The sequence below is a fragment of the Roseovarius sp. MMSF_3298 genome (genome assembly GCF_030733705.1).
Classification (GTDB): Bacteria; Pseudomonadota; Alphaproteobacteria; order Rhodobacterales; family Rhodobacteraceae; genus Roseovarius; species Roseovarius confluentis.
The window spans coordinates 134,541-156,718 of sequence record NZ_JASHIN010000006.1; the positions used below are offsets into that span (position 1 = coordinate 134,541).

The following is a 22,178-nucleotide window of genomic DNA, read 5'->3' on the forward strand; positions in this document are numbered from 1 at the left end:
CGGTCAAGGAGCCTTTGGACATGGTCGATGCCTCTTCCGCCTTTCAGGACAGCTTGCCCGTGAGTTCGGATGACCTGCTGGCGCGGATGCGCGCGGCGGGCGTCGATTTCGAGCTTTACGAGCATATTCCCCTGCGCACGGTCGAGGATGCCAAGACGGTGCAGGGCGGGGCCGTTCCGGCAGGCGAAGGGCGGATCGACATCAAGAACTTCTACCTGCGAGACCGCAAGAAGCGGAACCACCTTGTGGTGCTGGAGCAGGACCGGGAGGTGGACCTGAAGGCGCTGGGCGCGCAGATGGGTGTTGCGGGGCTGTCGTTCGGCTCGGCGGAGCGTTTGATGGAGTTCCTGGGCGTGCGGCCCGGCGCGGTCAGCCCGCTGGGTTTGGTCAACGGGGCGGAGGCGGGCGTGCAGCTGTGGATGGACGCGGCGGTGCGGGACGCGGAGTTCGTCCATGCGCACCCGCTGGTCAATGACAGGACGGTGGCGATGCGGCCTGCCGACCTGGTTGCGCTACTGGAAGGGTGGGGCGCCGAGGTGGCTTGGCTGGAGCTTTAGGGCCGGCGGCGGAATTTGAGTATTTGAGGAACAGTGAAAACGGTGCGGTGCGCGCAATCTCAACCGCTTGGTTGAATATGCGGAATCCGGTTCATGACGCCCGAAGCGGACTGCGGCGGAGCGGCGCAGCCCATGAAAGGCTCGTTTTATCAAGGGGTTGAGAGGGGTTGTCCCGTGCTTGACTCGGGCGCGGGTGCGGCATAGCAACAGCGCAACGGTTCCGGAGGGGCAAACGTGGACGATCCTGACCGACAGGAGCGGCTGAAGCGGCTTGAAGACAGGATCAATGCGCTGAAAGGCGTGGATGCGCCGACGCCCCACATGGAGAACCACTATTCCCAGGCGCAGCTGGCCTGGCGGATGGTGATCGAGCTTGTGGCCGGTCTGGGGATCGGCTTTGGCATGGGGTACGGGTTGGATTACCTGTTCGGGACAATCCCGATCTTCCTCGTGCTGTTTACATTGCTGGGCCTGGCGGCGGGCATCAAGACGATGATGCGCAGCGCCAACGAGATCCAGCTGAAGAATGCGGCGGAAACGCTGGACGCAGAGCGAGCCCGAGAGGGTGACGAGAAGAGGATGACAGATGGCCACTGAAGCGCATGGCGAAAGCGAAGGGCTGGTTTTCCACCCGATGGATCAGTTCATCATCAAGCCGCTGGCCGGCGACGGCCCGGTGGGCCTGTTCACGATCACCAACGTGACGCTGTGGATGGCGCTGACGTGCCTGGCCGTGTTCGCGCTGATGGTTCTGGGCACTTCGGCGCGGTCGGTCATTCCGGGCCGCATCCAGTCGGTTGCGGAACTGGCCTACGGCTTCATCCGCAAGATGGTCGAGGACGTGGCGGGCAAGGACGCGCTGCCGTACTTCCCCTACATCATGACGCTGTTCATGTTCATCGTCTTCGCTAACTTCCTTGGCCTGATCCCCGGATCGTTCACATCAACCAGCCATATCGGCGTGACCGCGGTGATGGCGATGATGGTGTTCATCGGCGTGACCGTCCTGGGCTTCGTCAAGAACGGCGCGAGCTTTCTGAGCCTGTTCTGGATCAGCTCGGCGCCGCTGGTGCTGCGGCCGATCCTGGCGCTGATCGAGGTGATCTCGTACTTCGTGCGTCCGGTCAGCCACTCTATCCGTCTTGCCGGCAACATGATGGCGGGCCACGCCGTGATGAAGGTGTTTGCCGCCTTCGCGCCGCTGGTGCTGATCTCGACCGGTGTGGGCCTTGTGGTCACGCCGCTGTCTATCCTGGCGATCACGGCGGTTTACGGGCTGGAGGTGCTGGTGTCGTTCATCCAGGCCTACGTGTTCACCATCCTGACCTGCGTGTACCTGAAGGACGCGCTGCACCCGCATCACTAGGAGATAGCGTGGGTTGTCACCCACCCTACGGCGGCGGTTTCCGGCGCCAGCAACCAACAACAGATCACTGAATTCCATCGTAAGGAGAAAAGACATGGAAGGCGATATCGCACAAATGGGTCAATTCATCGGCGCGGGCCTGGCGTCTGTCGGCATGGGCGGCGCGGCCGTCGGTGTGGGCAACGTGGTCGGCAACTACCTGGCCGGTGCCCTGCGCAACCCCTCGGCCGCCGGTGGCCAGACCGCGACCATGTTCATCGGTATCGCGTTCGCGGAAGCACTGGGGATCTTCTCGTTCCTCGTCGCGCTTCTGCTGATGTTCGCCGTCTAAGCCAGGCGGATGTGATCCTTACGGGCCGGGCGAGGGGCGTTGTGCCTGTCCCCCGGCGTCCGTGAGGAAAATCCGAATGGCCTTATGCCGCGTCCGTCTTGCGGGCCTGGCACCACGACACGAACATTGAGCCTTGCGCAGTCCCGGTGCCGGACATTGTCCGGCAAACCTGATACAAGGGGGCAGGCGCAACAAGGAGAACGCAGATGGCGACCGATACCCTAGGAGAAGGTGCTGCCAGCGCTTGCGTCGACGCAGGCGGTGGAGCAATCGGCCTTCCCCAGCTTTGCCCGGACTGGATGGGCAACCAGATCTTCTGGCTGGTCATCGCGCTGATCGTGATCTTTTTCATCCTGTCGCGCATCGCGCTGCCGCGGATCGCGGCGGTGCTGGCCGAGCGTCAGGGGACGATCACCAACGACCTGGCGGCGGCGGAAGACCTGAAGGAAAAGGCCTCTGACGCGGAAGACGCCTATAACAAGGCTTTGGCCGATGCCCGCGCACAGGCGCAGGAGATCATTGCCGAGGCCAAGGCGGAAATGAACGCGGAGCTGGAAGAGGCCACCAAGAAGGCCGACGCCGAGATCGCGGCGAAGACTGCCGAGGGCGAGAAGGCCATCGCGGAAATCCGCGCCTCCGCCATGGAGAGCGTGAAGGAAGTGGCCAAGGACACCGCCAAGGAATTGGTGGCCGCCATGGGCGTCAAGGCCGATGCGCGGACAGTCACGTCCGCCGTCAATTCGCGGCTGAAAGGGTGAGCGCCATGAAACAGTTGATCGCAACCCTGACTGCCATGGTCGCTGCCAGCCCCGCGCTGGCCGCTACCGGGCCTTTCTTGTCGCTGGGCAACACCAACTTCGTGGTGATGCTGGCCTTCATCCTGTTTATCGCGCTGCTGGTCTACCTGAAGGTGCCCGGCAAGATCGGCGAGATGCTGGACAAGCGGGCCGACGGCATCAAGTCGGAGCTGGACGAGGCGCGCGCGCTGCGCGAGGAGGCACAGACCCTGCTGGCAAGCTATGAGCGCAAGCAGAAGGAAGTGCAGGACCAGGCCGACCGGATCGTGGCCCATGCCAAGACCGAAGCCGCCGAAGCTGCCGAGCAGGCGAAGAAAGACCTCGAAGTGTCCATCAAGCGCCGGATCAAGGCCGCCGAAGAGCAGATCGCGTCGGCCGAGGCCAGCGCCGTGAAGGACGTGCGCGACCAGGCGATTGCCGTGGCCGTAGCCGCCGCCAAGGACGTGGTCGCCAAGACCATGACCGAGGAGGACAACAGCAAGTTGATCGATCAGTCGATTGGCGAGGTTGAGTCCAAGCTGCACTGACCTGCCGACCAATAGGTAGAAAAACAGGCCCGGGTTCGGAAACGACCCGGGCCTTTTTCATTTATTGCCCGGCGATGATCGGCAAAAGAAAATGCCCGCTCCGGGGAACGGGCATTCTTATCAAATTCTGATCACCGGTGCGTTTTAGCGGCGGATGCCGAGACGCTTGATCAGGTCCTGGTAGCGGCCTTCGTCCTTGCCCTTGAGGTAGTCCAGCAGCTTGCGGCGCTGGGCGACCATCTTCAGAAGGCCACGGCGACCGTGGTTGTCCTTCTTGTGGGTCTTGAAGTGCTCGGTCAGGGTTGTGATGCGCGATGTGAGGATCGCGACCTGAACTTCGGGCGAGCCGGTGTCGCCTTCCTTGGTCGCGAACTCTTTCAGCACCTTGGCTTTTTCTTCGACAGTGATCGACATCGGGGTCTCCTTTGGTTGAAGGGTGAAGGGCACGAGCCGGGATGTCGTCCAGCAAGGTCCTGTGGAGAAACCTGCCGTTTCAGCGGCAGATGCGGGCATATAGGAGATTCTCGGGCGTTTGGAAAGGGGGATTCGCGGAAGCGGCCCCGGGGGCGCGGATCAGCCCTCGGTTTGTGGGATAAGGGTGATATGCTCCAGCGTCAGGGCGGCGTCGCTGGTCACCTCGGCCGCCACCTCTCCGTCCAGGAGGACGCGATGCAGGCCGGGCACATCCGTATCGCCTTCGATCGAGACATCCGGCGCGGCATCGCCGGTGTCGTCGTAAAGCAGCACGAGGTTGTCCTCGGCGGTATTGAAATCAACGATCTGGCCCTGATGTTGAGCATCGAGCCAGTCACGAAGGATAAAGCTGTCGGCACCGTTGCCGCCGTTGGCTATGTCGCCCGCGCCAAGCGAGATCCGGTCGTCGCCCGTTCCGCCGTTCAGGTAGTCCTGATCGTCTTCGGGCGCGGTGCCGTCGGGGGCGATGCCGCTGAGCTGATCGTTGCCGTCGCCGCCGAAGAGCGTATCGGCGCCGGCGCCGCCGTCGAGCGTGTCGTCGTCGAGATAGCCGTGCAGCGCATCATTTCCGGTGCCGCCTGACAGGGTGTCGTCGCCTTCGCCCCCCAGAAGACTGTCGTCGCCATCCCCGCCGTCAAGGAGGTCATCGCCGTCATGGCCCATGACGCTGTCATTTCCGGCGCCGCCCGAGACCACGTCATTCCCGGCCTCGCCATGCAGGATGTCGTCGCCGCCGTCGCCCGCAACGACGTCATCGCCTTCACCGCCGCGCGCGATATCGTTGCCGTCGCCGGACGTGACCGTGTCGTCGCCGTCGAGTCCGTCGAGAAATTCGTTGATCGATGTGCCCGAGACAGTGTTGGCCACCGTGGTTCCACGCGCGACGCCATAGTCGTCGCCCTCGGGGTCATCTGCCGCAGCTTCGGGCGCGGTTGCGATATCGAGAACCGAGGTGGCGGTACCGCCCGTATCAAGCTGATCGGTGTCGCCGGGCGTATCGACATCGTCGCGGGCATTCTGTGTGGAGACGTCTTCGAACCCCCACATTGCCGCGGTGCTTGCCGCCATCATACCGATCAAACCAGCCAGGAAAAGCATAACCCATATCCACAAAATACCCCGTTTGACAGAGCCAGAGCGGAGGAGATTTTTCAATTCGAACTGCGCGCCTTGGTTAACATGACGCCGTGACGTACCTTGGCACGGCGGTGTTAAACAAAGGTTAAGATCGGCCTAATTACCGGTTGCCAAACGTGTTTTGCGTTAGCTGATCCGGCTGGGGACGTGCACTTCGTACCCGGGTTCTTCGGGTTCGTCATCGACCATTTCGGCAGGAAAGCCCGGCGCGGTGATGTCGAGGCCCGTGGCCTCTTCCAGGCGGCGGATGATGTCGTCCGATTGCGCGCGCATCCCGTAACGCCGAATGCCGTCCTCGAAGATAGAGATCATCAAGGGGGAGATTTCCAGCGGCACACCGGCACGGTCGGCAATCGACTGGAACAGGCCGATGTCCTTTTTCACCAGATCCATGGTGAAGTTGATGTCGCGAGACCCGTTCAGGATGACCTGGCTTTCGGTTTCGTGCACGAAGGAGGTGCCGGAGCTGATGGCGATGGCCTGATAGGTGGTGGCAAGATCCATGCCGGCGCCTTTCATGGTCACCAGCGCCTCGCACAGGGTGAGCAGGTTGGCGGTGGCCAGGTAGTTTGTCATGACCTTGAGCACCGACGCGCTGCCCAGTTCGCCGGTGTGCAGAATGCGGCGACCCATGGTTTTCAACAGTGGCAGGATACGCTCGAACGTGGCGCGGTCACAGCCCGCGAAGATCGAGATGTTGCCCGTGTCGGCCCGGTGGCAGCCGCCCGATACGGGGCAGTCGACGGCCGCACCGCCGGCGGCGATGACCTGGCTGCCGAGGCGTTTGACCTCGGCCTCGTCGGTGGTGGACATTTCCATCCAGATCTTGCCGGGGCCGACATGGGGCAGCATCTGGCGCAGCACCGCGTCCGAGGCGGCGGGCGAGGGCAGGCAGGTGATGACGGCGTCGCAGTCCTGCATCATCTGCGCCGGGCTTTGGGCCGCCTGCGCGCCGCACGTGGTGAAGCCGGCGACGAGGTCGGGGTCGAGGTCATGCACCGTAAGGTCGATGCCGTTGCGCAGGAGCGAGCCCGCGAGCTTGCCGCCGACATTGCCGAGCCCGATGAAGCCGGTCTGCATGGTTAATGCCTCCCCGATGTTTGACAGGATGGTGCGGGGCGAACAAGGCGGGGTCTGGCCTGTCCGCGACAGGGCAGGGAAGGGAAGCGCCCTAAGGGCGGCGCAATGTGTCGCCGTAGGTGAGCGTGGGCTCCAGCACGATCCGGGACGAGCCCGCCGCGCTGTCGGCACCGGTGGCGCGGGCGACGATCAGTTCGGCGGCGCGGCGGCCGATCTCCTGGCGGCAGGAATCCATCGTCGCCAGCTCGCGCGGCAGGCCCTTGATCAGGTCGACGCCGTTGAAACCGGCAAGGCCCACCTGGCCGGGAATGTCGATGCCCTGCTCGGTCAGGTAGAGCAGGCCGCCCGCACCGATCAGGTCGTTGGAATAGTAGATGAAGTCGAGATCCGGGCTGCGGGCCAGCACGTCGCGGGTCATCTCGCGGCCCTTCTTGAGCGCCGAGCCGCCGGAGTAGAACTCGCGGTCCTCGATTTCGATCCCGGCCTTTGCGAGGGTTTCGGTGAACCCTTCGAAGCGTTTTCGGGCGCGGTGATCCAGCGGCATCTTGGTGCCGAGAAAGGCGATGCGCCGATACCCGGCCTTGATGATCGCCTGTGCCATCTGCGACCCGGCGCGGCGGTGCGATATTCCGACCACGGAGTCGATCGCGGTGCCGTCTACATCCATGATCTCGACGACCGGGATGCCAGAGGCGCGGAGCATGGCAAGCGCCGCGTCGGAATGCTCCATCCCTGCGATGATCACGCCCGAGGGGCGCCAGGAGAGCATTTCGTAGAGGACCTTTTCTTCTTTTTCCGGCCGGTAGCCGGTGACGCCGACGACGGGCTGAAGCTCGGTCTCGTCGAGCGCCTCGGAGATGCCTGTCATGACATCGGGGAAAACCATGTTGGACATCGAGGGGATGACGACCGCGACGAGGTTGACCCGCTGGCTGGCCAGTGCGCCGGCGATCTTGTTGGGGACGTAGCCAAGGGCGCGCGCCGCTTCCAGCACGCGTTTGCGCGTTGTGTCCGAGACGTCGCCGCGATTGCGCAACACGCGGCTGACCGTCATTTCGGACACGCCCGAAGCTTCGGACACGTCACGAAGCGTGAGCGGGCGGTTATCCTGTGATGTCATTGTGCGGGGCGTTCCTGTCAGGGGGTCCGACGATTCTAGCCGAATCGGCGTCACCCCTGCAAGCAGGGCTTACTCTGCATCCGGCGCCGGGTCGGGTTCTGCCTCATCCGCTTGCGGGGCAGAGTCGGGGACCGAGATAGGATCGAAAGCCCCCACCGAGATATCGAGCAGGACCCAACGCCGACCTTCGCTGACCATCACCATGTCGAAGCTGAAATGCTGTGGTCGGGTCGGGAAGTACCCGGTGAGCCGCATCTGCTGACCCCCGGCGGAGACTTGGGCCTTTAGGATTTCGGGCTCGGTCACAAGGACCGGCAGCATGTCGAGACCAGCCTCGCGCACCGGCGTGAAAAGCCCGGCAAGTCGGGTTGGATCGTTTGCGGCGGAAAACTCGGGCGCGGCGTAGTCTCTCAGCACCGTGTAGTTGCCTGTCCAGTTGCCGTGGTTCACGGCCGTCATGATGTCCCGGATCAGCGCAACGGCGAAGCTGCGCTCCACCGTTTCCTGAGCTGCCGCATGCCCGGTCATGAGCACGACGGCGAAAAGCGCCGCAACGATCCGTTGCGACGCTCTTTTCATGGCGAGACGTGTTGCCGTTACCAGGACCATGTCACCCCGACACGGCCACCGGTCTGGCTCCGGTCGAAACCGTGGGCGAGACCGGCGTCGAACTGCACGGTGTCGCTTGCGCGGAAGCCCATGTTGAGCGCCAAAGCGGTCTTGCCCTCGAAGGCGCCGACGCCCGTCGACAATGCGAAGGTCCGATCGCTGGGCACGTAAGGCGTATCGAGGGCCATCGCCATTGCGATACCTTCCTGGTTGCTTGAGATGCCACGCGCGTTCGACGCAATTCCCTGGGAGTTGGCCGCAATCGATCCTGCGTTGGCCTGTACCGCGCTGGTCAGCGCCGCCGTCGGCAGCGCCGAGTTGTCGACCGCAAGGTTGCCCGCCGCGTCCGTCGTCAGGTAGCCGACAACGGCGCCCTGCGCCGCGGTGCTGTCCGCCGAGTTGATGCCGGGCGCCGTATAGGTATTTTGCGCATTGCCGAGAACGAACTGGTTCTCGTTGGTGGCCTGTGCACCGTCACCGATCGCGACCGAGTTGGTGGCCGTCGCCGTTGCGAGATTACCGAACGACAGAGACCGCTCCCCGGACGCGACGGCACCTTCGCCGACCGCAGTGGACCGCACACCGCTCGCGCTGGCAAGATGGCCGAAGGCCTGGGCCCGCTCCGCCGTCGCCATGGCCTGCCAACCCATCGCTGTTGCGCCGGGGCCGGTGGCGACGGACTCGCCACCGACAGCGGTGGTGGAGGGGCCGGTGGCCTGCGAGGTGTCACCGAATGCTATCGAGTCGATGCCGCTCGCTGTGGCCTCGTTGCCGATGGCGGTGGCGTTGTCGGTCTGCGCGTCGGCGGCCTCGCCAATTGCGAGGCTGCGGACGCCCTGCGCGGTCGCGAGATGACCGAAGGCCTGCGCGCGTTCCGCTGTTGCCTGGCTTTGCCAGCCAATCGCGGTCGCGCCTGGGCCGGTGGCGACGGACTCGCCACCGACAGCGGTGGTGGAGGGGCCGGTGGCCTGCGAGGTGTCACCGAATGCTATCGAGTCGATGCCGCTCGCTGTGGCCTCGTTGCCGATGGCGGTGGCGTTGTCGGTCTGCGCGTCGGCGGCCTCGCCAATTGCGAGGCTGCGGACGCCCTGCGCCGTTGCGAGATGGCCGAAGGCCTGCGCGCGTTCCGCCGTTGCCTGACTCTGCCAGCCAATCGCGGTCGCGCCTGGGCCGGTGGCGACGGACTCGCCACCGACAGCGGTTGTCGAGGGGCCGGTGGCCTGTGACGTGTCGCCGAATGCAATCGAATCGATGCCGTTCGCGGTGGCCTCGTTGCCGATGGCGGTGGCGTTGTCGGTCTGCGCGTCGGCATTCTCGCCAACCGCCAGGCTGCGGACACCCTGCGCGGTTGCGAGATGGCCGAAGGCCTGGGCGCGTTCCGCCGTGGCTTGGCTTTGCCAGCCAATCGCGGTCGTGCCTGGGCCGGTTGCGACGGTCTCGCCGCCGACAGCGGTGGTCGAGGGGCCGGTCGCTGCGGCTTCGGACCCGATGGCGACACCATCGGTCGACGTGGCATCGGTCACCGACTGGTCACCGATGGCGACCGAAAAGTCACCGTTCGAGGTGCTGTTCTCGCCGCATTCGACGCTGTTGGTCCCGGCACCGGTGTTGCAGGGGGCAGTCCCGTCCGCCAAAGACGCGTGGCTGCCGGCGAGAACAAAAATGATTGCAGTGCCGCTGCGCAAAAGCGCGCGACATGGCGGTTGTGTGATGGAAAACATGAGAACCTTACCTTGGTCAAACTGATTACTGTTCCGCAATACGCACGGACACCTAATGTTATATCGAAAATGGGCGTCAGAACAAATAATTCTTACGTTTTTATTCATTTCCGCGTGCGCCGAAGCATGTCCAAAAGTGTGTCACCGCCATCGTGACACGTCCGCACGATTGGGCTAGGAGTGTCCCAGCGGCCCCGTGGCTCAACTGGATAGAGCAGCCCCCTCCTAAGGGGCAGGTTGCAGGTTCGAATCCTGCCGGGGTCGCCAGTTTCCCGTTTATGACGTCAGAACTTGGACAAGCCCGGTCGTTTGCCGATGGTGATGTGGTCGATCTCCTCGTTGCGCAAGCCGAGGATCAGCGCCGGGATCATCAGGAACACGAGGCAGAAGATCGGGAGTCCCACGACGGTGATGACCTGTTGCAGGGCGGTCAGGCCGGCGTCGCCGGCGAGGACGATCAGCATCGTGGCCACCAGCCCTTCGGACACGCCCCAGAAGACGCGCTGGCGAGTCGGTCCGGGGTCTGGCGAGCCGGTGCAGAGCATGTCGACCACCAGCGAAGCCGAGTCCGAGGACGTGGCGAAGAAAATCGCGACCACGAGCACGGCGATACCTTGTACGAGGTCAGCGAAGGGGAAGTTTTCGAAGAAGGCGAACATGGCGAGCGGCACGGATTCGGCCACCGCATCGCTGAGCGCGCCGGCCTGGTCCCCCAGGGCATCGCGCGCGGCGGCGCCGATGCCGTCGATCTCCATCGCCTGCCAGCCGAAAATCGAGAACCAGATCAAGGTAAAGAGCGACGGGGCCAGCAGCACGCCGAAGACGAATTCGCGGATCGTGCGCCCGCGCGAGATGCGCGCGACGAAAAGGCCGATGAAGGGGGACCACGTCACTGTCCATGCCCAGTAGAACACGGTCCAGCCGCCCTGCCAGCCCCAGCCGTCGGAATTGGGGCCGATATCGGCCAGCATGTCGTTCCAGAACGCGAGGCGCGGCAGGTTGCCGAGGTAGAGCCCGACGGTTTCGACCATGCCGCGCAGCAAAAAGAGGGTCGAGCCGCAGATCAGCACGAAGATCATGAGGCCCACGGCCATGCCGATGTTGATGTTGGACAGAAGCTTGACGCCCTTGTCGAGGCCGGCGACGATGGACACCACAGCCACGGCTGTCAGGACCGCGAGGATCGCGACCTTGAGCATGACGCCGGAGTCCCAGCCAAAGAGCGCGGAAAGTCCGGCGGCGATCTGGGACGAGCCGAGACCGAGCGAGACCGCGACCCCGAAGAGCGTGCCGAGAACCGCCGCGATGTCGATGGCTTTGCCCAATGGACCGTAGATCCGGTCCTTGATCAGAGGGTAGAAAACGGAACTGACGCGCACGGGCAGGTCGTAGCGGTTGATGAAATAGGCGAAGGCAAGCCCCGGCAGGGCGAAGATCGTCCAGGTGTGCAGGGCGAGGTGATAGGTTGCGATGGAAATCGCGTCCTTCGCGGCCTCTTCGGAATAGGGCTCGACCCCCGGCAGGGGCGGGGTGGCGAAATGGCTCATGGGTTCGGCCACGCCCCAGAACATCAGGACGGTGCCGATGCCGCCGGCAAACAGCATCGTGAACCACGACAGGTTTGTGTAGTCAGGCCGGGAGTCGCGCGGGCCGAGGCGGATATGGCCGTGACGGCTCATGGCGGTCCAAACGAGGAAACCGAGCCAGAGGTTGACGCCGAGGATGAAGAACCAGCCCAAGTGAGAAACGATCCACGCGCGCCCGGCGGCGAAGGCGTCGCCGATGGGTTCCGGCGCGATGACCAGTGCAAGAACGAAGACGATGGTGAAGATGGCGGATATCGAGAAAATCACCGGATCGGTTTTCAGGCCCATCCGTTCAACCCACGTAGTCATATGACTGTCCCCCTCTGGACGTTTTTCGTTCTTAGACGTTAAGGGCTTGAACGCAGAGGGGGTGGGGTGAGTTCCACAACTTGTAGTAGCGCGGCAAGCGAAACACGCGCCAGAGGGCGCGGGCGGCGTCAGATCACGCGGATGACTTTCTTGTCGATCGCCAGCATATAGCCGCGGCGCGCGATGTTCTTGACCAGCAGTTCCGAGACCATCTGGTTGCCCAGAGTGTCGCGCAGGCGCTTGATGCGGGTCGCGCCGGCGGCCTCTTCGCAATAGTCGGCAGAGCGACCGGAGATCACCGCCTCGATCTCGGCGCCCGAGAGCACGTCGTCGTCCATTCGTGCCTCGGCCAGAACGGCAAGGGTTTCCATCGCCGCGTCCGTGAGCTTGAAGCCCATGTTGTTGAGGTAGACGGCGTTTTCCTCGCGGCTGATGAGTAGCGAACTGACCTGGATGCCGGAGTGTTCGATCTGCGCCAGGCGGCGGTTCATGCCGACGAGCATGACCAGAAACACCAGCGCGGCCACCAGAAGGGCCGTGGCGAAGACCAGAAGGACGAGGATAAGCATCCGGTAGCTGCCGAGCGTTTCGGAAAAGGCCGTCCCCGAGAGGGCGAGGATTTCCAGCAGCTTGATCTCGGCATCCGAGGTGAGCGCGTCGTTCTCGGCGAAGATCTGCGCCACCTTGTCGTTGAAGGCGTTGGCGTCGGGCAGGGTCAGAACCAGAAGGATCGCGGCGCCGACAAGGATCGTGACGATGGCCGCGACGCCAAACAGCACGATCCGGTTGCCGGAGCGGCGGGTGTCTGTGATGGAGGTGTCGAAATCCTGCACGTGCGGCAGTCTCCTTCTTCTAGCCTTCGCGGACCGAGAGGACCTTGAGCAGGGTCAGGCCTTGTCCGGCCAGGCGGGTGCCAAGCTGAGCCGTGGCGTTGGCGATGGTGCAAGGGCCGCTGATCTGCGCGACCTCGTAAATCAGCTCGAACGGGGTGTCGCGCTTGGCCTTGTACTCGGCATAGCAGGCGGCCTGGGCGGCGCCGGTCGTGGCGGCGGCAAGGCCGAGCGTCACGACGAGGGGGAGGAGTGTGCGTTTCATTGCGCCAAGATGCGCGCATCCCCGCCGCTATTCAATATCCGGTTGGCGGCAAACGGCCTTTCGTGCCGTGTTATCCGATAGCAGGTGGGCGATATTGCCTGTCTGGGCGGGGTGGACCGATCCTTGCTGCATCGCCTGACCCGGGCCGACACGGTGACGTCATGACCGGGGGAGGAGACCGATCAAAGCTGAATGCAGAGAAAGGATCTGACATGACACATCGGAAGTTCATATCGCTGATACTGGCCGCCGCGCTGGCGGTGACCGGAATGACAGCAGCCCCGGCGCAGGCCGGCGACAGGGATGTCGGCAAATGGGTGGCGGGGGCGGTTGCCCTGGGACTGATCGGCGCGGCCATCGCCGACAAGCGCCGCGACGACCGCGCGGTGACGCGCCATCAGGGCGGTCATGTGCCGCGGTTCAACAATGGGCATCGCCGTGGGCACGACCGCTACGACAATCGCGGGTATCGGCGCGGGCATGACGGCTATGGCAATCGCGGTCGTCATGGCGGGCGTTTTGCGCTGCCGCAGCAGTGCCGCCGCGACGTGCGGGTCCGGGGCGGTGTGCTGCGCGGCTATGGCCGGCACTGCCTGCTGAACAACTATTCAAGGTTCAACGCGCTGCCGCATCGCTGCGCGGTGGAGACCCGCGGAAATGGACGGCGTGGCGTGGTTTACGGCAGCGCCTGTCTCGAGCGGCACGGGTTCTTCGACCGCAGAAGTGACAAGTACCGCAAATAAGAGCGCGGATACCGGTCGAGCAGTGAGGGGAGGGGCCCGGTTCAAAGCATCCTACGGGTGCCTCCCTTCTTTTCCTCCGATGTAAACGTGACTATCAGGGGCCCATGATCACAACCGCGCATGGGCCCCATTTCCAGTTCGAGACCGAGGCGCTGGTCGCGGGCGCCTTGCGCGTGGCGGGCGTGGACGAGGTGGGCCGTGGCCCGCTCGCCGGGCCGGTGACGGCGGCGGCGGTGATTCTGGACGCCGAGCACATCCCCGAAGGTCTGAACGATTCCAAGGCGCTGACGGCGAAGCGACGCGCGGTGCTGCACGATGCGATCCTGGAGGTGGCCGAGGTTTCGGTGGCCCATGCCAGCGTCGAGGAGATCGACGAGATCAACATCCTTCGGGCGGCACAGCTGGCGATGACGCGGGCGCTGGAGGGGCTTTCGCGGCCGCCCTGCCTGGCGCTGGTCGATGGCAACCTTTTGCCCCGCGAGATGCCCTGCGAGGGGCGCGCGATCGTCAAGGGCGACGCGGTTTGTCTGTCGATTTCGGCGGCCTCGATTGTGGCCAAAATAAGGCGCGATCGCATCATGTGGGATTTGGCGCAACAGTATCCCGGCTATGGCTGGGAAACGAACGCGGGCTATGGCTCCAAAAGCCACATGGCCGCTTTGCAAAATCTTGGTGTGACCCCACACCATAGACGTTCGTTCAAGCCGGTGCACAATATCTTGTATCAAGAAAAAAACCTAACCGACTGATTCAAAAAGGAATTGACCGCGAATCGGCTTTGACTCATCCTTGGCCTCAACGACCAGAGCGCACAACAAGGCGCCGGGACAGAGGCAGAAAAGATGACGACAAAGACCAAGCAGGGCGTGGAAACGCTCCCGTTGAATACTGTCCTTGGTGGCGATTGTATCGAGGTCATGAACGGCTTGCCGGAAGGCAGCGTCGACCTGATATTTGCCGACCCTCCGTACAACCTGCAACTGCGCGGTGACCTGCACCGGCCAGATAACAGCCAGGTGGATGCGGTCGATGACGCGTGGGACCAGTTCGCCAGTTTCGAGGTCTATGACCGCTTCACCCGCGACTGGCTGAAGGCCGCGCGGCGACTGCTGAAGCCCAATGGCGCGATCTGGGTGATCGGCTCCTATCACAACATTTTCCGGGTCGGCGCGGCATTGCAGGACGCGGGCTTCTGGATCCTGAACGACGTGGTGTGGCGCAAGTCGAACCCGATGCCGAATTTCCGGGGCAAGCGCCTGACCAACGCGCATGAGACGCTGATCTGGGCCAGCCGCGACGAGGCAGCGAAATACACGTTCAACTACGAGGCGCTGAAGTCGCTGAACGAAGGCATTCAGATGCGCAGCGACTGGGTTTTGCCCATTTGCACGGGGCACGAGCGGCTGAAGGACGATCAGGGCGAGAAGGCGCATCCGACGCAGAAGCCCGAGAGCCTGCTGCACCGTGTGTTGCTGGGCACGACCAATCCCGGCGACGTCGTGCTGGACCCGTTCTTTGGCACCGGCACAACGGGCGCCGTGGCCAAGATGCTGGGGCGCGAGTTCATCGGGATCGAGCGCGAGGAAGCCTATCGCAAGGTGGCCGAGAAACGGCTGGCCTTGGTGCGCAAGTACGATCGCGCGGCGTTGCAGGTCAGCACCAGCAAGCGGGCCGAGCCGCGCGTGCCCTTCGGGCAGCTGATCGAGCGCGGCATGCTGCGCCCGGGCGAGGAACTCTTGAGCATGAACGGACGTCACAAGGCCAAGCTGCGCGCCGATGGCACGCTGGTGGGCGATGACGTCAAGGGCTCGATCCACCAGGTCGGCGCGGCGCTGGAAGGTGCGCCCAGCTGCAATGGCTGGACCTATTGGTGCATCAAGCGGGATGGCAAGCCCGTGTCCATTGACGTGTTCCGGCAACAGATCCGGGCTGAAATGGCCGATCGCGCCAACTAAAGGTTTTCACAGAATTCAAGAACACCGCCGGTGCCTGTGGCCTGACACATGGCACTCACCTTGCCCCCGCCCCTGACGGCGGGGGCTTTTTTCATGGGTCTACATCAGGTGTTGCAGGTGGGTGCCGTAATGCTTTGGGACCGTTGAACGCGCGACGACAGAAACGCAAGGACTGCGCCGCATTGACTTTTTGAGAATGACTTGCATATTCATGTTTGACTACCTGCAAGAGGGGCCTTTTACGAATGCGATTTTCTCGCCGGACCATGTTGATCACCTCCCTGGCGGCTGGCGCCTTGGCCGGAACGCCGCTGCGGGCGCAGGGCGCATCGCTTTCAGTGGTGGCCACGACCGGGATGATCGCCGATGCGGCGCGTCGCGTGGGCGGGGAGCATGTCGAGGTCAAAGCGCTGATGGGACCCGGCGTCGATCCGCATTCCTATCGTCAGACCCGAACCGACATCCAGGCCGCGCTGCGCGCCGACCTGGTTCTTTGGCACGGATTATACCTCGAGGCGCAGATGGAAGAATTCCTTTTGAAGCTGGGAGAGCGAGGGACGGCTGTGCCCGTGGGAGAGGCGGTGCCGCGCGACCAGCGGATCGCGCATGAGGATTACGCCAACAAGTTCGACCCGCATGTCTGGATGGTGCCGGACCTTTGGACCTACGTGGTCAATGGCGTGCGTGACGCGCTGAGCGAGGCGGCGCCGGACCGTGCCGATATGTTCGCGTCCCATGCCACGGAATATCTGGAAGAGCTGGACGCCCTCGGATCCTACGCGCGGGATGTGTTGGCGACCGTGCCGCAGCCCGCCAGAGTGCTTCTGACCGCGCATGACGCGTTTGGCTATTTCGGCGCGGCTTATGGTTTCGAAGTCGTCGGTATCCAGGGAATATCCACGGAGTCGGAGGCCGGCTTGAACCGGATCAGGACCTTGGCGGACATGCTGGTGGAGCGCGGCATCGGGGCCGTGTTCGTTGAAACTTCCGTCAGCGACCGCAACATTCGTGCGTTGGTCGAAGGGGCTGCCGCGCAGGGGCACAAGGTGAAAATCGGCGGCGAGTTGTTTTCGGACGCGATGGGCGCGCCGGGCACATACACAGGCACCTATATCGGGATGATCGACCACAATGTCTCAACAATCGCCCGGGCGCTTGGCGGCGAGGTGCCGCAGCGCGGAATGCAGGGCAAACTGGAAGAAGGGAGCTGAGGCCGTGAGCGTGGAACTGGTGACGACCGAAGCCAATCGCGAGGACCGTGACGCGCTGGCCGCAAGCCCACTGGCAGTGCGTGGGCTGACAGTCTCCTACGGAGAAAAACCAGCCGTGTTTTCGCTGGATGCGACGTTTGAACAAGGCGCGATGACGGCCATCATTGGTCCGAATGGTGCGGGCAAATCGACGATGCTGAAGGCCGCGCTGGGAATCGTGAAGCCCGTGTCGGGCCGGGTCACGGCGTGGGGCGAAGACCTCGAAGAGATGCGGGCCCGGATCGCCTATGTCCCGCAAAGAGCGACCGTGGACTGGGATTTTCCGGCGCGCGTTCTGGATGTGGTGATGATGGGCCAATATCGAAAACTTGGCCTGTTGGGCCGGGTGAAGACAAAGCACATGCAAACCGCGCTGCATTGTCTTGAGCGCGTGGGCATGGACGGCTTTGCCGACCGGCAGATCGGGCAACTGTCCGGAGGTCAGCAACAGCGGGTGTTCCTTGCCCGGGCGCTGGCGCAGGACGCCGAGCTGTACCTGCTGGACGAGCCTTTTGCCGGGGTCGATGCCGCGACCGAAACGGCGATCATCTCGGTGCTGAAGGACTTGCGCGGATTGGAAAAGACGGTTGTCGCGGTGCATCACGACCTGTCGACGGTCGCCGAGTATTTCGACCGCGTTTTCATCATCAGTACCAGCAAAGTTGCCGAAGGGTCGGTCGCTGACGCCTTCACGCAGTCCAACCTTCAAAAGGCGTATGGCGGGCGGCTGGCCACGGCGCAAATGGGCGCATTGGGGTAAGCAAGGATGATTTGGGACGCGCTGACACTGCAGCTTGGATACAATGCCACGCTTGTCACGATTGGCGCGGCGCTGCTTGGTATGGCGGCGGGTGCGACGGGAACGTTCCTGTTTCTGGGCAAGAGGGCGCTTGTCAGCGACGCGATCAGCCACGCGACCCTTCCGGGCGTCGCGCTCGCCTTCGTGGTGATGGTGGCGCTTGGCGGGGACGGGCGGGCCCTGCCGGGTCTGCTGGTCGGCTCGGCCCTGTCGGCGGCCGTCGGGCTTTTGTGCGTCAGTGCCCTGACCAACAGGACGCGGCTGTCGGAGGATGCGGCCATCGGGGCGGTACTGTCGGTGTTTTTCGGCTTCGGTATCGTGCTGCTGACGGTGATCCAGTCGATGAATTCCGGGCGGCAGGCGGGGTTGGAGAGCTTCCTGCTCGGCTCGACAGCCGGAATGTTGTGGCAGGACGCGATGGTGATCGCGTCGGGCGGCGCGATCGTGCTTCTTCTGGTTGCCGCGTTCCGGCGGCCGATGACCATGGTGGCCTTTGATCGCGTGTTCGCCGCGAGCCTGGGTATAAACGTACCCAGAGTCGAGTTGGCGATGATGGGATTGGCGCTGGCGATCACTGTCGTGGGCCTGAAAGTCGTGGGGTTGATCCTGATTGTCGCGCTGCTGATCATTCCGGCGGTCGCGGCGCGGTTCTGGACTGACCGGGTTGGCCATGTGGTGATTTCGGCCGGTCTGATCGGCGCAGCGTCCGGCTATGCCGGAGCGGCAGTTTCGGCCACGGCCCCGGCGTTGCCCACCGGCCCGATCATCGTGCTGGTCGCGTTCGCGCTTTTCATCCTTTCGCTTTTGACGGCCCCCAATCGCGGTGTTTTCGCCGTGGTCCTGCGGCATCGGCGGTTTCGTGCGCGGGTTCATGTCCGGCAGGGATTGTTGGCGCTGGCGCAAGGGCAGCCGATTTACGAGGGCCTGACCCTGCGTCTTATGCGGCGCCGGGGGCTTATTCGTGCTGACGGCGTGGCGACCGAGCTTGGCCGGACTCAGGCCGGCAAGGCATTGCGCGATGAGCGGCGCTGGCAGCTGTTACGCTCGGATCCGGCCTATGAGGAAGCGGCGGCCAGCTATGACGGGCTGACACCGCTGGACGATGTTTTGACGCCGGATCAGTTAGGCGCTCTTGATCGCGAATTGCAGCCAAAGGGGGTGTTCTGATGGGCGAGGAATTCGTCGTCCTGTCCCTGGCGCCCATGCTGATCGGGGTCTTTGCCGCGGTCGCCTGCGCGATACCCGGGAATTTCCTGTTGCTGCGGCGTCAGGCGCTGATTGGCGATGCGATCAGTCACGTTGTGCTGCCGGGGATCGTGGTTGCCTTTCTGGTGACCGGGGTCGTGGCCGCGTGGCCGATGATGCTGGGGGCAGGTGTTGCGTCGCTTGTGGCTGTCGGCCTGATCGAGGCGATCAGGCGGCTGGGCGGGATCGAGCCGGGTGCCGCGATGGGCGTCGTCTTTACGGCGATGTTCGCGGGGGGTGTCCTGTTGCTGGAGCAATCGGACACATCTTCGGTGCATCTTGATGTCGAACATGCGCTTTATGGCAACCTTGAAAGCCTGATCTGGCTTGATGCGCAGGGCTGGGCGTCGCTTGTGGATATCGGTGCGCTGCGGGGCCTGCCGCCTGAGTTGCCTCGGATGGCCTTGACGTTGGTGCTGGTAACGGGACTGACATGGGTGTTCTGGCGACCACTGAAGCTGTCGACCTTTGACGAGGCGTTCGCGCGCACGGTCGGGCTGCCTGGAAGCTTGATCGGGCTGGGGCTGGTCGTGGTTGCGGCCATCGCGGCGGTTGCGGCGTTCGACGCGGTGGGCTCGATCATCGTGATCGCGATGTTCATCTGCCCGCCCGCTGCCGCACGGATGGTCACCAACGGCCTGGAGGCGCAGGTGGCATGGTCGATCGGGTTCGCCGTGCTCTCTGCGGTCTTGGGGTACGTGCTGGCCGGATACGGCCCGCTTTGGCTGGGCTTTGACGACGCGGTCAGTGCGGCGGGCATGATCGCGACGGTTTCGGGGGCAATCCTTGGTCTGGCCGCCGCATTCGGCCCGTGCCGCCACCGAAGCGGCGTCAGCGCGTCGGCACCCTAGCTGTCCACCAGACCCAGCGTCCGGCCCAGCGCCACAAGCCCGGCCCCGACAAGATTGCCGGGGTCCAGTGCCGTTGCCGGCACGCCCTGAGCAGCGAGCGCCGTCATGTGCGGGGCAGGTTCGGTGCTGATCACCAGAACCTCCTGTCCAAGCCAATAGGGCCGGGTGGCGGCCAGTTCGGCCCCCAGTAGGTGACCTGTCAAAGCCGCGCGGTCGCCTGCGATTTCGGCCTGACGCAAATGCGCGGCAAGGCGCTCCGGTCGGCTTAGCGTATCGGCCAGCGCATCGGCATCCGCCGATGCGGCACCATCGAGCGCGGTCACGAGGCGCGGTGTCAGAACCGTCTGGGCGCTGATCGCTTCGCCTGCGCTGATATGAATCCAATGGGTCACATCGGCTTGCGTCGCGCATATCACACCGTCCCAATGCACGCGCGTCGCAAGCGCACCGGCGATCCAGAGACGTACGCTGGCGCTGATGATGTCGGGCGGGCTGGCCTGTTCGAGCGCGGGCAGGGTGCCACGGTTTTCCGGCAGAATGCTTGTGGGCAGGCGATCGGGCGGTCCATCGCCCAATCGCACCATGCGCGGTGCATCGCCAAGCTCCGCCAGAACCGCGTCTTCCGAGGCTGCGGTGGTGTGTCTCAAGAGGCTTTCGCCGTCAATCAGGTGCCCCGACAGGCCGGAGCTTTCGGGAACAAGCGCGATCCAGCGGGTCATCGCGCCTGCATTTGCCGCACGAGCGGAGCCACGTCATACCCCGCCTTTGCGGCGCGTTCGATGATCTCTTCATCGGCACGGCGGCCATGTTCCACCGCGGCCCAGAGCATGGTGCAGCGGGTGCCGCTGCGACAATAGGCCAGAATGGGCTTGGGCAGGTCCTGAAGCGCCTTGTCGAACTCGGCCAGCGCATCGGGGGTGATCATGCCGGACGTGATGGGCACACTGCACACTTCCAGCCCTTCGGCTTCCGCCGCCTGTTTGATCGCTTCGAACTCGGGCTGTCCGGGTTCTTCGTCATTCGGCCGGTTGCAGAGGATGGATTGAAACCCCGCTCCGGCGACTTCGCGCACATGTGCCGCGTCGATTTGCGGCGAGACGGCGAATTCCTGCGTCAGGGGGCGAATATCCATGCTTTGGCTCCTGTTCCGGCTAAAGCCAATATGGGCGCAAATGACGATGGATTTCAATGACCGCGTCGCCAAGAGCGATGGTTGGGTGCATGGCGACTGCACGAGACCGGCAAGCGTGCTATATTCCCAGATGCATAATTGTGAACCGCATTGAAAGGGAGGACCGAGGCTTATGACCGACAAGGACGCCTACACCAAGAAGCTTGAGGCTCAGATGAAGGAGTGGCAGGCCAATATCGACAAGATGCGCGCGCAGGCCGAGAAGGCGCAAGCGGATGCGCAGGTCCAGTACGAGGAACACCTGAAAGAGCTTCGCGCACGACGTGACGAGATGCAGGTCAAGCTGGACGAGTTGCAGCGCAATCAGTCGGCGGCATGGAACGACGTCAAGGCCGGTGCCGACAAGGCATGGGACGACATGTCAAAGGCCATGCAGGATGCGTGGAAGCGGTTCAGCTGAACCGCTGACCGCCCCGGGCGTCAGTCATACCGCAGCTCCGTCGCCTTGCCGCGGAAGATCACGTAGGACAGCACCGTGTACCCGATGATCATCGGCAGGACGAAAAGTGTGCCGACGAGGATGATCATCAGGCTTTCCGGTGCGCTTGCGGCCTCGAATATGGTCAGGCGCTCGGGTACCACGTAGGGGTAGAACGAATACGCCATGCCGATAAAGCCCAGCGTGAAAAGCGCGATGGTCAGGGCAAACGGCGCGGCACACAGCGCGTCGTTTTTGCGCGGCAGGCTGCGCAGCAGGCCCCAGAGGAGCAAGATCAGGCCCGCCGAGATCAGGGGCAGCGGCGCGAGGAAGTAAAGCTCGGGCAGCGTGAACCACTTGTCGAAGATCCGGCTGCTGACATAGGGCGAGGCCAGCGATATGGCCCCCAGCCCCAGGATCACGCCCCAGATCCCGTCACGCGCCCAGCGAATGGCCTTGGCCTGCAATTCGCCTTCGGCTTTCAGGATCATCCAAGTCGCCCCGATGAAGGAATAGGCCACCGTCAGGAAGACCGCCGTGATCGCCCCGAAGAGCAGAGTGAAGGGCGTCATGTTCAGGCCCATGACGTACAGCCCCAGCATGAAGCCCTGGGACAGCGACGCCATGAGGCTTCCGATCCAGAAGGACAGGTCCCAGAGCCGCTTGCGCCGGGCCGGGGCCTTGGCGCGGAATTCGAAAGCGACGCCCCGCAGGATGAGGCCCACCAGCATGAGGGCGACCGGCAGGTAGAGGGTTGTCAGGATCACGCCGTGCGCGGTGGGAAAGGCCACCAGAAGGATGCCGATGGCCAGAACCAGCCACGTCTCATTGGCGTCCCAGAACGGTCCGATCGAGGCGACCATGCGGTCTTTCTCGGCCTCCGTGGCGAAGGGAAACAGCACCCCGATCCCGAGGTCGAACCCGTCGAGGCAGACGTAGAACAGGATCGACAGGCCCATGAGACCGGCAAAGGCCAGCGGCAACCAGATCGCGGGATCTCCGAACGTGTCCATGCG

At 63.8% G+C, this 22,178-nt stretch carries 26 protein-coding genes and 1 tRNA gene; 15 read left to right on the forward strand and 12 right to left on the reverse strand.

Annotated elements, in window-relative coordinates; genetic code table 11:
* The first annotated feature begins 20 nt into the window (after nt 1-20).
* From RBB18_RS07825 to RBB18_RS07850, 6 genes are all read left to right on the forward strand, one after another.
* A complete protein-coding gene (locus tag RBB18_RS07825) occupies nt 21-557 on the forward strand; it encodes a prolyl-tRNA synthetase associated domain-containing protein (RefSeq protein WP_306110738.1) in 537 nt (178 codons plus the stop codon).
* A gap of 234 nt (nt 558-791) precedes the next feature.
* Complete coding sequence (locus RBB18_RS07830; protein ID WP_103762900.1) at nt 792-1,154, forward strand: AtpZ/AtpI family protein; 363 nt, start codon at nt 792-794, stop codon at nt 1,152-1,154.
* Nucleotides 1,144-1,923 carry a F0F1 ATP synthase subunit A gene (locus tag RBB18_RS07835; RefSeq protein ID WP_103762901.1) on the forward strand — a complete coding sequence of 260 codons (780 nt, stop codon included), beginning with the start codon at nt 1,144-1,146 and terminating at the stop codon, nt 1,921-1,923. The genes RBB18_RS07830 and RBB18_RS07835 overlap by 11 nt, the downstream gene beginning before the upstream one ends.
* Nucleotides 1,924-2,017: 94 nt before the next feature.
* The gene (locus RBB18_RS07840; RefSeq protein WP_057790696.1) at nt 2,018-2,254 is read left to right on the forward strand and encodes a F0F1 ATP synthase subunit C; all 237 of its coding nucleotides are present in this window, start codon (nt 2,018-2,020) and stop codon (nt 2,252-2,254) included.
* A gap of 206 nt (nt 2,255-2,460) precedes the next feature.
* Nucleotides 2,461-3,012 (forward strand): F0F1 ATP synthase subunit B', encoded by a 552-nt coding sequence (locus tag RBB18_RS07845; RefSeq protein WP_152476339.1) that lies wholly within the window; start codon nt 2,461-2,463, stop codon nt 3,010-3,012.
* A 5-nt stretch (nt 3,013-3,017) separates the two neighbouring features.
* Complete coding sequence (locus tag RBB18_RS07850) at nt 3,018-3,578, forward strand: F0F1 ATP synthase subunit B (RefSeq protein WP_103762903.1); 561 nt, start codon at nt 3,018-3,020, stop codon at nt 3,576-3,578.
* Nucleotides 3,579-3,722: 144 nt separating this feature from the next.
* Here the strand turns inward: RBB18_RS07850 and rpsO are convergent, their stop codons facing one another.
* From rpsO to RBB18_RS07880, 6 genes are all read right to left on the reverse strand, one after another.
* Nucleotides 3,723-3,992: a 30S ribosomal protein S15 gene (gene rpsO, locus RBB18_RS07855; RefSeq protein WP_103762904.1), complete on the reverse strand. Its 270-nt coding sequence runs from the start codon at nt 3,990-3,992 to the stop codon at nt 3,723-3,725.
* Nucleotides 3,993-4,151: 159 nt separating this feature from the next.
* A complete protein-coding gene (locus RBB18_RS07860; protein WP_306110737.1) occupies nt 4,152-5,150 on the reverse strand; it encodes a calcium-binding protein in 999 nt (332 codons plus the stop codon).
* A 165-nt stretch (nt 5,151-5,315) separates the two neighbouring features.
* Complete coding sequence (locus tag RBB18_RS07865) at nt 5,316-6,269, reverse strand: NAD(P)-dependent oxidoreductase (protein ID WP_306110736.1); 954 nt, start codon at nt 6,267-6,269, stop codon at nt 5,316-5,318.
* Nucleotides 6,270-6,360: 91 nt separating this feature from the next.
* The gene (locus tag RBB18_RS07870) at nt 6,361-7,389 is read right to left on the reverse strand and encodes a LacI family DNA-binding transcriptional regulator (protein ID WP_103762907.1); all 1,029 of its coding nucleotides are present in this window, start codon (nt 7,387-7,389) and stop codon (nt 6,361-6,363) included.
* A gap of 69 nt (nt 7,390-7,458) precedes the next feature.
* Nucleotides 7,459-7,968, reverse strand: coding sequence for a hypothetical protein (locus tag RBB18_RS07875; RefSeq protein WP_274592954.1), 510 nt, complete (start codon nt 7,966-7,968; stop codon nt 7,459-7,461).
* Between the two features lie 17 nt (nt 7,969-7,985).
* A complete protein-coding gene (locus tag RBB18_RS07880; RefSeq protein WP_306121241.1) occupies nt 7,986-9,632 on the reverse strand; it encodes a YadA-like family protein in 1,647 nt (548 codons plus the stop codon).
* Nucleotides 9,633-9,909: 277 nt separating this feature from the next.
* Here RBB18_RS07880 and RBB18_RS07885 point away from each other — a divergent pair.
* Nucleotides 9,910-9,986, forward strand: a tRNA-Arg gene (locus RBB18_RS07885).
* A 17-nt stretch (nt 9,987-10,003) separates the two neighbouring features.
* Here the strand turns inward: RBB18_RS07885 and RBB18_RS07890 are convergent.
* The 3 genes from RBB18_RS07890 to RBB18_RS07900 form a co-directional block, all read right to left on the reverse strand.
* A complete protein-coding gene (locus RBB18_RS07890; protein WP_103762916.1) occupies nt 10,004-11,614 on the reverse strand; it encodes a BCCT family transporter in 1,611 nt (536 codons plus the stop codon).
* A gap of 128 nt (nt 11,615-11,742) precedes the next feature.
* Nucleotides 11,743-12,447, reverse strand: coding sequence for a hypothetical protein (locus RBB18_RS07895; RefSeq protein WP_306110734.1), 705 nt, complete (start codon nt 12,445-12,447; stop codon nt 11,743-11,745).
* A gap of 19 nt (nt 12,448-12,466) precedes the next feature.
* Nucleotides 12,467-12,709 (reverse strand): hypothetical protein, encoded by a 243-nt coding sequence (locus RBB18_RS07900; RefSeq protein WP_103762917.1) that lies wholly within the window; start codon nt 12,707-12,709, stop codon nt 12,467-12,469.
* A 212-nt stretch (nt 12,710-12,921) separates the two neighbouring features.
* On the opposite strand from RBB18_RS07900, the gene RBB18_RS07905 reads away from it, so the two are divergent.
* The 7 genes from RBB18_RS07905 to RBB18_RS07935 all read left to right on the forward strand — a co-directional run bounded on the left by RBB18_RS07905 (nt 12,922) and on the right by RBB18_RS07935 (nt 19,552).
* Nucleotides 12,922-13,452 (forward strand): hypothetical protein, encoded by a 531-nt coding sequence (locus RBB18_RS07905; protein WP_103762918.1) that lies wholly within the window; start codon nt 12,922-12,924, stop codon nt 13,450-13,452.
* 104 nt (nt 13,453-13,556) lie between these two features.
* On the forward strand, nt 13,557-14,201 hold the full coding sequence (locus RBB18_RS07910) for a ribonuclease HII (RefSeq protein ID WP_103762919.1): 645 nt from the start codon (nt 13,557-13,559) through the stop codon (nt 14,199-14,201).
* A 93-nt stretch (nt 14,202-14,294) separates the two neighbouring features.
* The gene (locus RBB18_RS07915) at nt 14,295-15,407 is read left to right on the forward strand and encodes a site-specific DNA-methyltransferase (protein ID WP_274594499.1); all 1,113 of its coding nucleotides are present in this window, start codon (nt 14,295-14,297) and stop codon (nt 15,405-15,407) included.
* Nucleotides 15,408-15,673: 266 nt separating this feature from the next.
* Complete coding sequence (locus RBB18_RS07920) at nt 15,674-16,618, forward strand: metal ABC transporter solute-binding protein, Zn/Mn family (RefSeq protein ID WP_245890463.1); 945 nt, start codon at nt 15,674-15,676, stop codon at nt 16,616-16,618.
* Between the two features lie 4 nt (nt 16,619-16,622).
* Nucleotides 16,623-17,417, forward strand: coding sequence for a metal ABC transporter ATP-binding protein (locus tag RBB18_RS07925; protein WP_371931608.1), 795 nt, complete (start codon nt 16,623-16,625; stop codon nt 17,415-17,417).
* Nucleotides 17,418-17,423: 6 nt separating this feature from the next.
* A complete protein-coding gene (locus RBB18_RS07930) occupies nt 17,424-18,623 on the forward strand; it encodes a metal ABC transporter permease (RefSeq protein WP_306110733.1) in 1,200 nt (399 codons plus the stop codon).
* Nucleotides 18,620-19,552: a metal ABC transporter permease gene (locus RBB18_RS07935; RefSeq protein WP_306110769.1), complete on the forward strand. Its 933-nt coding sequence runs from the start codon at nt 18,620-18,622 to the stop codon at nt 19,550-19,552. The genes RBB18_RS07930 and RBB18_RS07935 overlap by 4 nt, the downstream gene beginning before the upstream one ends.
* Here the strand turns inward: RBB18_RS07935 and RBB18_RS07940 are convergent.
* Both RBB18_RS07940 and RBB18_RS07945 read right to left on the reverse strand, forming a co-directional pair.
* The gene (locus tag RBB18_RS07940; RefSeq protein ID WP_103762925.1) at nt 19,549-20,271 is read right to left on the reverse strand and encodes a 2-dehydro-3-deoxygalactonokinase; all 723 of its coding nucleotides are present in this window, start codon (nt 20,269-20,271) and stop codon (nt 19,549-19,551) included. The two genes, RBB18_RS07935 and RBB18_RS07940, sit on opposite strands and share 4 nt — an antisense overlap.
* A complete protein-coding gene (locus RBB18_RS07945; RefSeq protein ID WP_103762926.1) occupies nt 20,268-20,684 on the reverse strand; it encodes a TIGR01244 family sulfur transferase in 417 nt (138 codons plus the stop codon). The genes RBB18_RS07940 and RBB18_RS07945 overlap by 4 nt, the downstream gene beginning before the upstream one ends.
* A gap of 172 nt (nt 20,685-20,856) precedes the next feature.
* Here RBB18_RS07945 and RBB18_RS07950 point away from each other — a divergent pair, with 172 nt between their 5' ends.
* Nucleotides 20,857-21,144: a hypothetical protein gene (locus RBB18_RS07950; RefSeq protein WP_103762927.1), complete on the forward strand. Its 288-nt coding sequence runs from the start codon at nt 20,857-20,859 to the stop codon at nt 21,142-21,144.
* A gap of 20 nt (nt 21,145-21,164) precedes the next feature.
* On the opposite strand, the gene RBB18_RS07955 is transcribed toward RBB18_RS07950, so the two are convergent.
* Nucleotides 21,165-22,175 (reverse strand): cytochrome d ubiquinol oxidase subunit II, encoded by a 1,011-nt coding sequence (locus RBB18_RS07955; RefSeq protein WP_103762928.1) that lies wholly within the window; start codon nt 22,173-22,175, stop codon nt 21,165-21,167.
* Nucleotides 22,176-22,178: the final 3 nt, after the last annotated feature.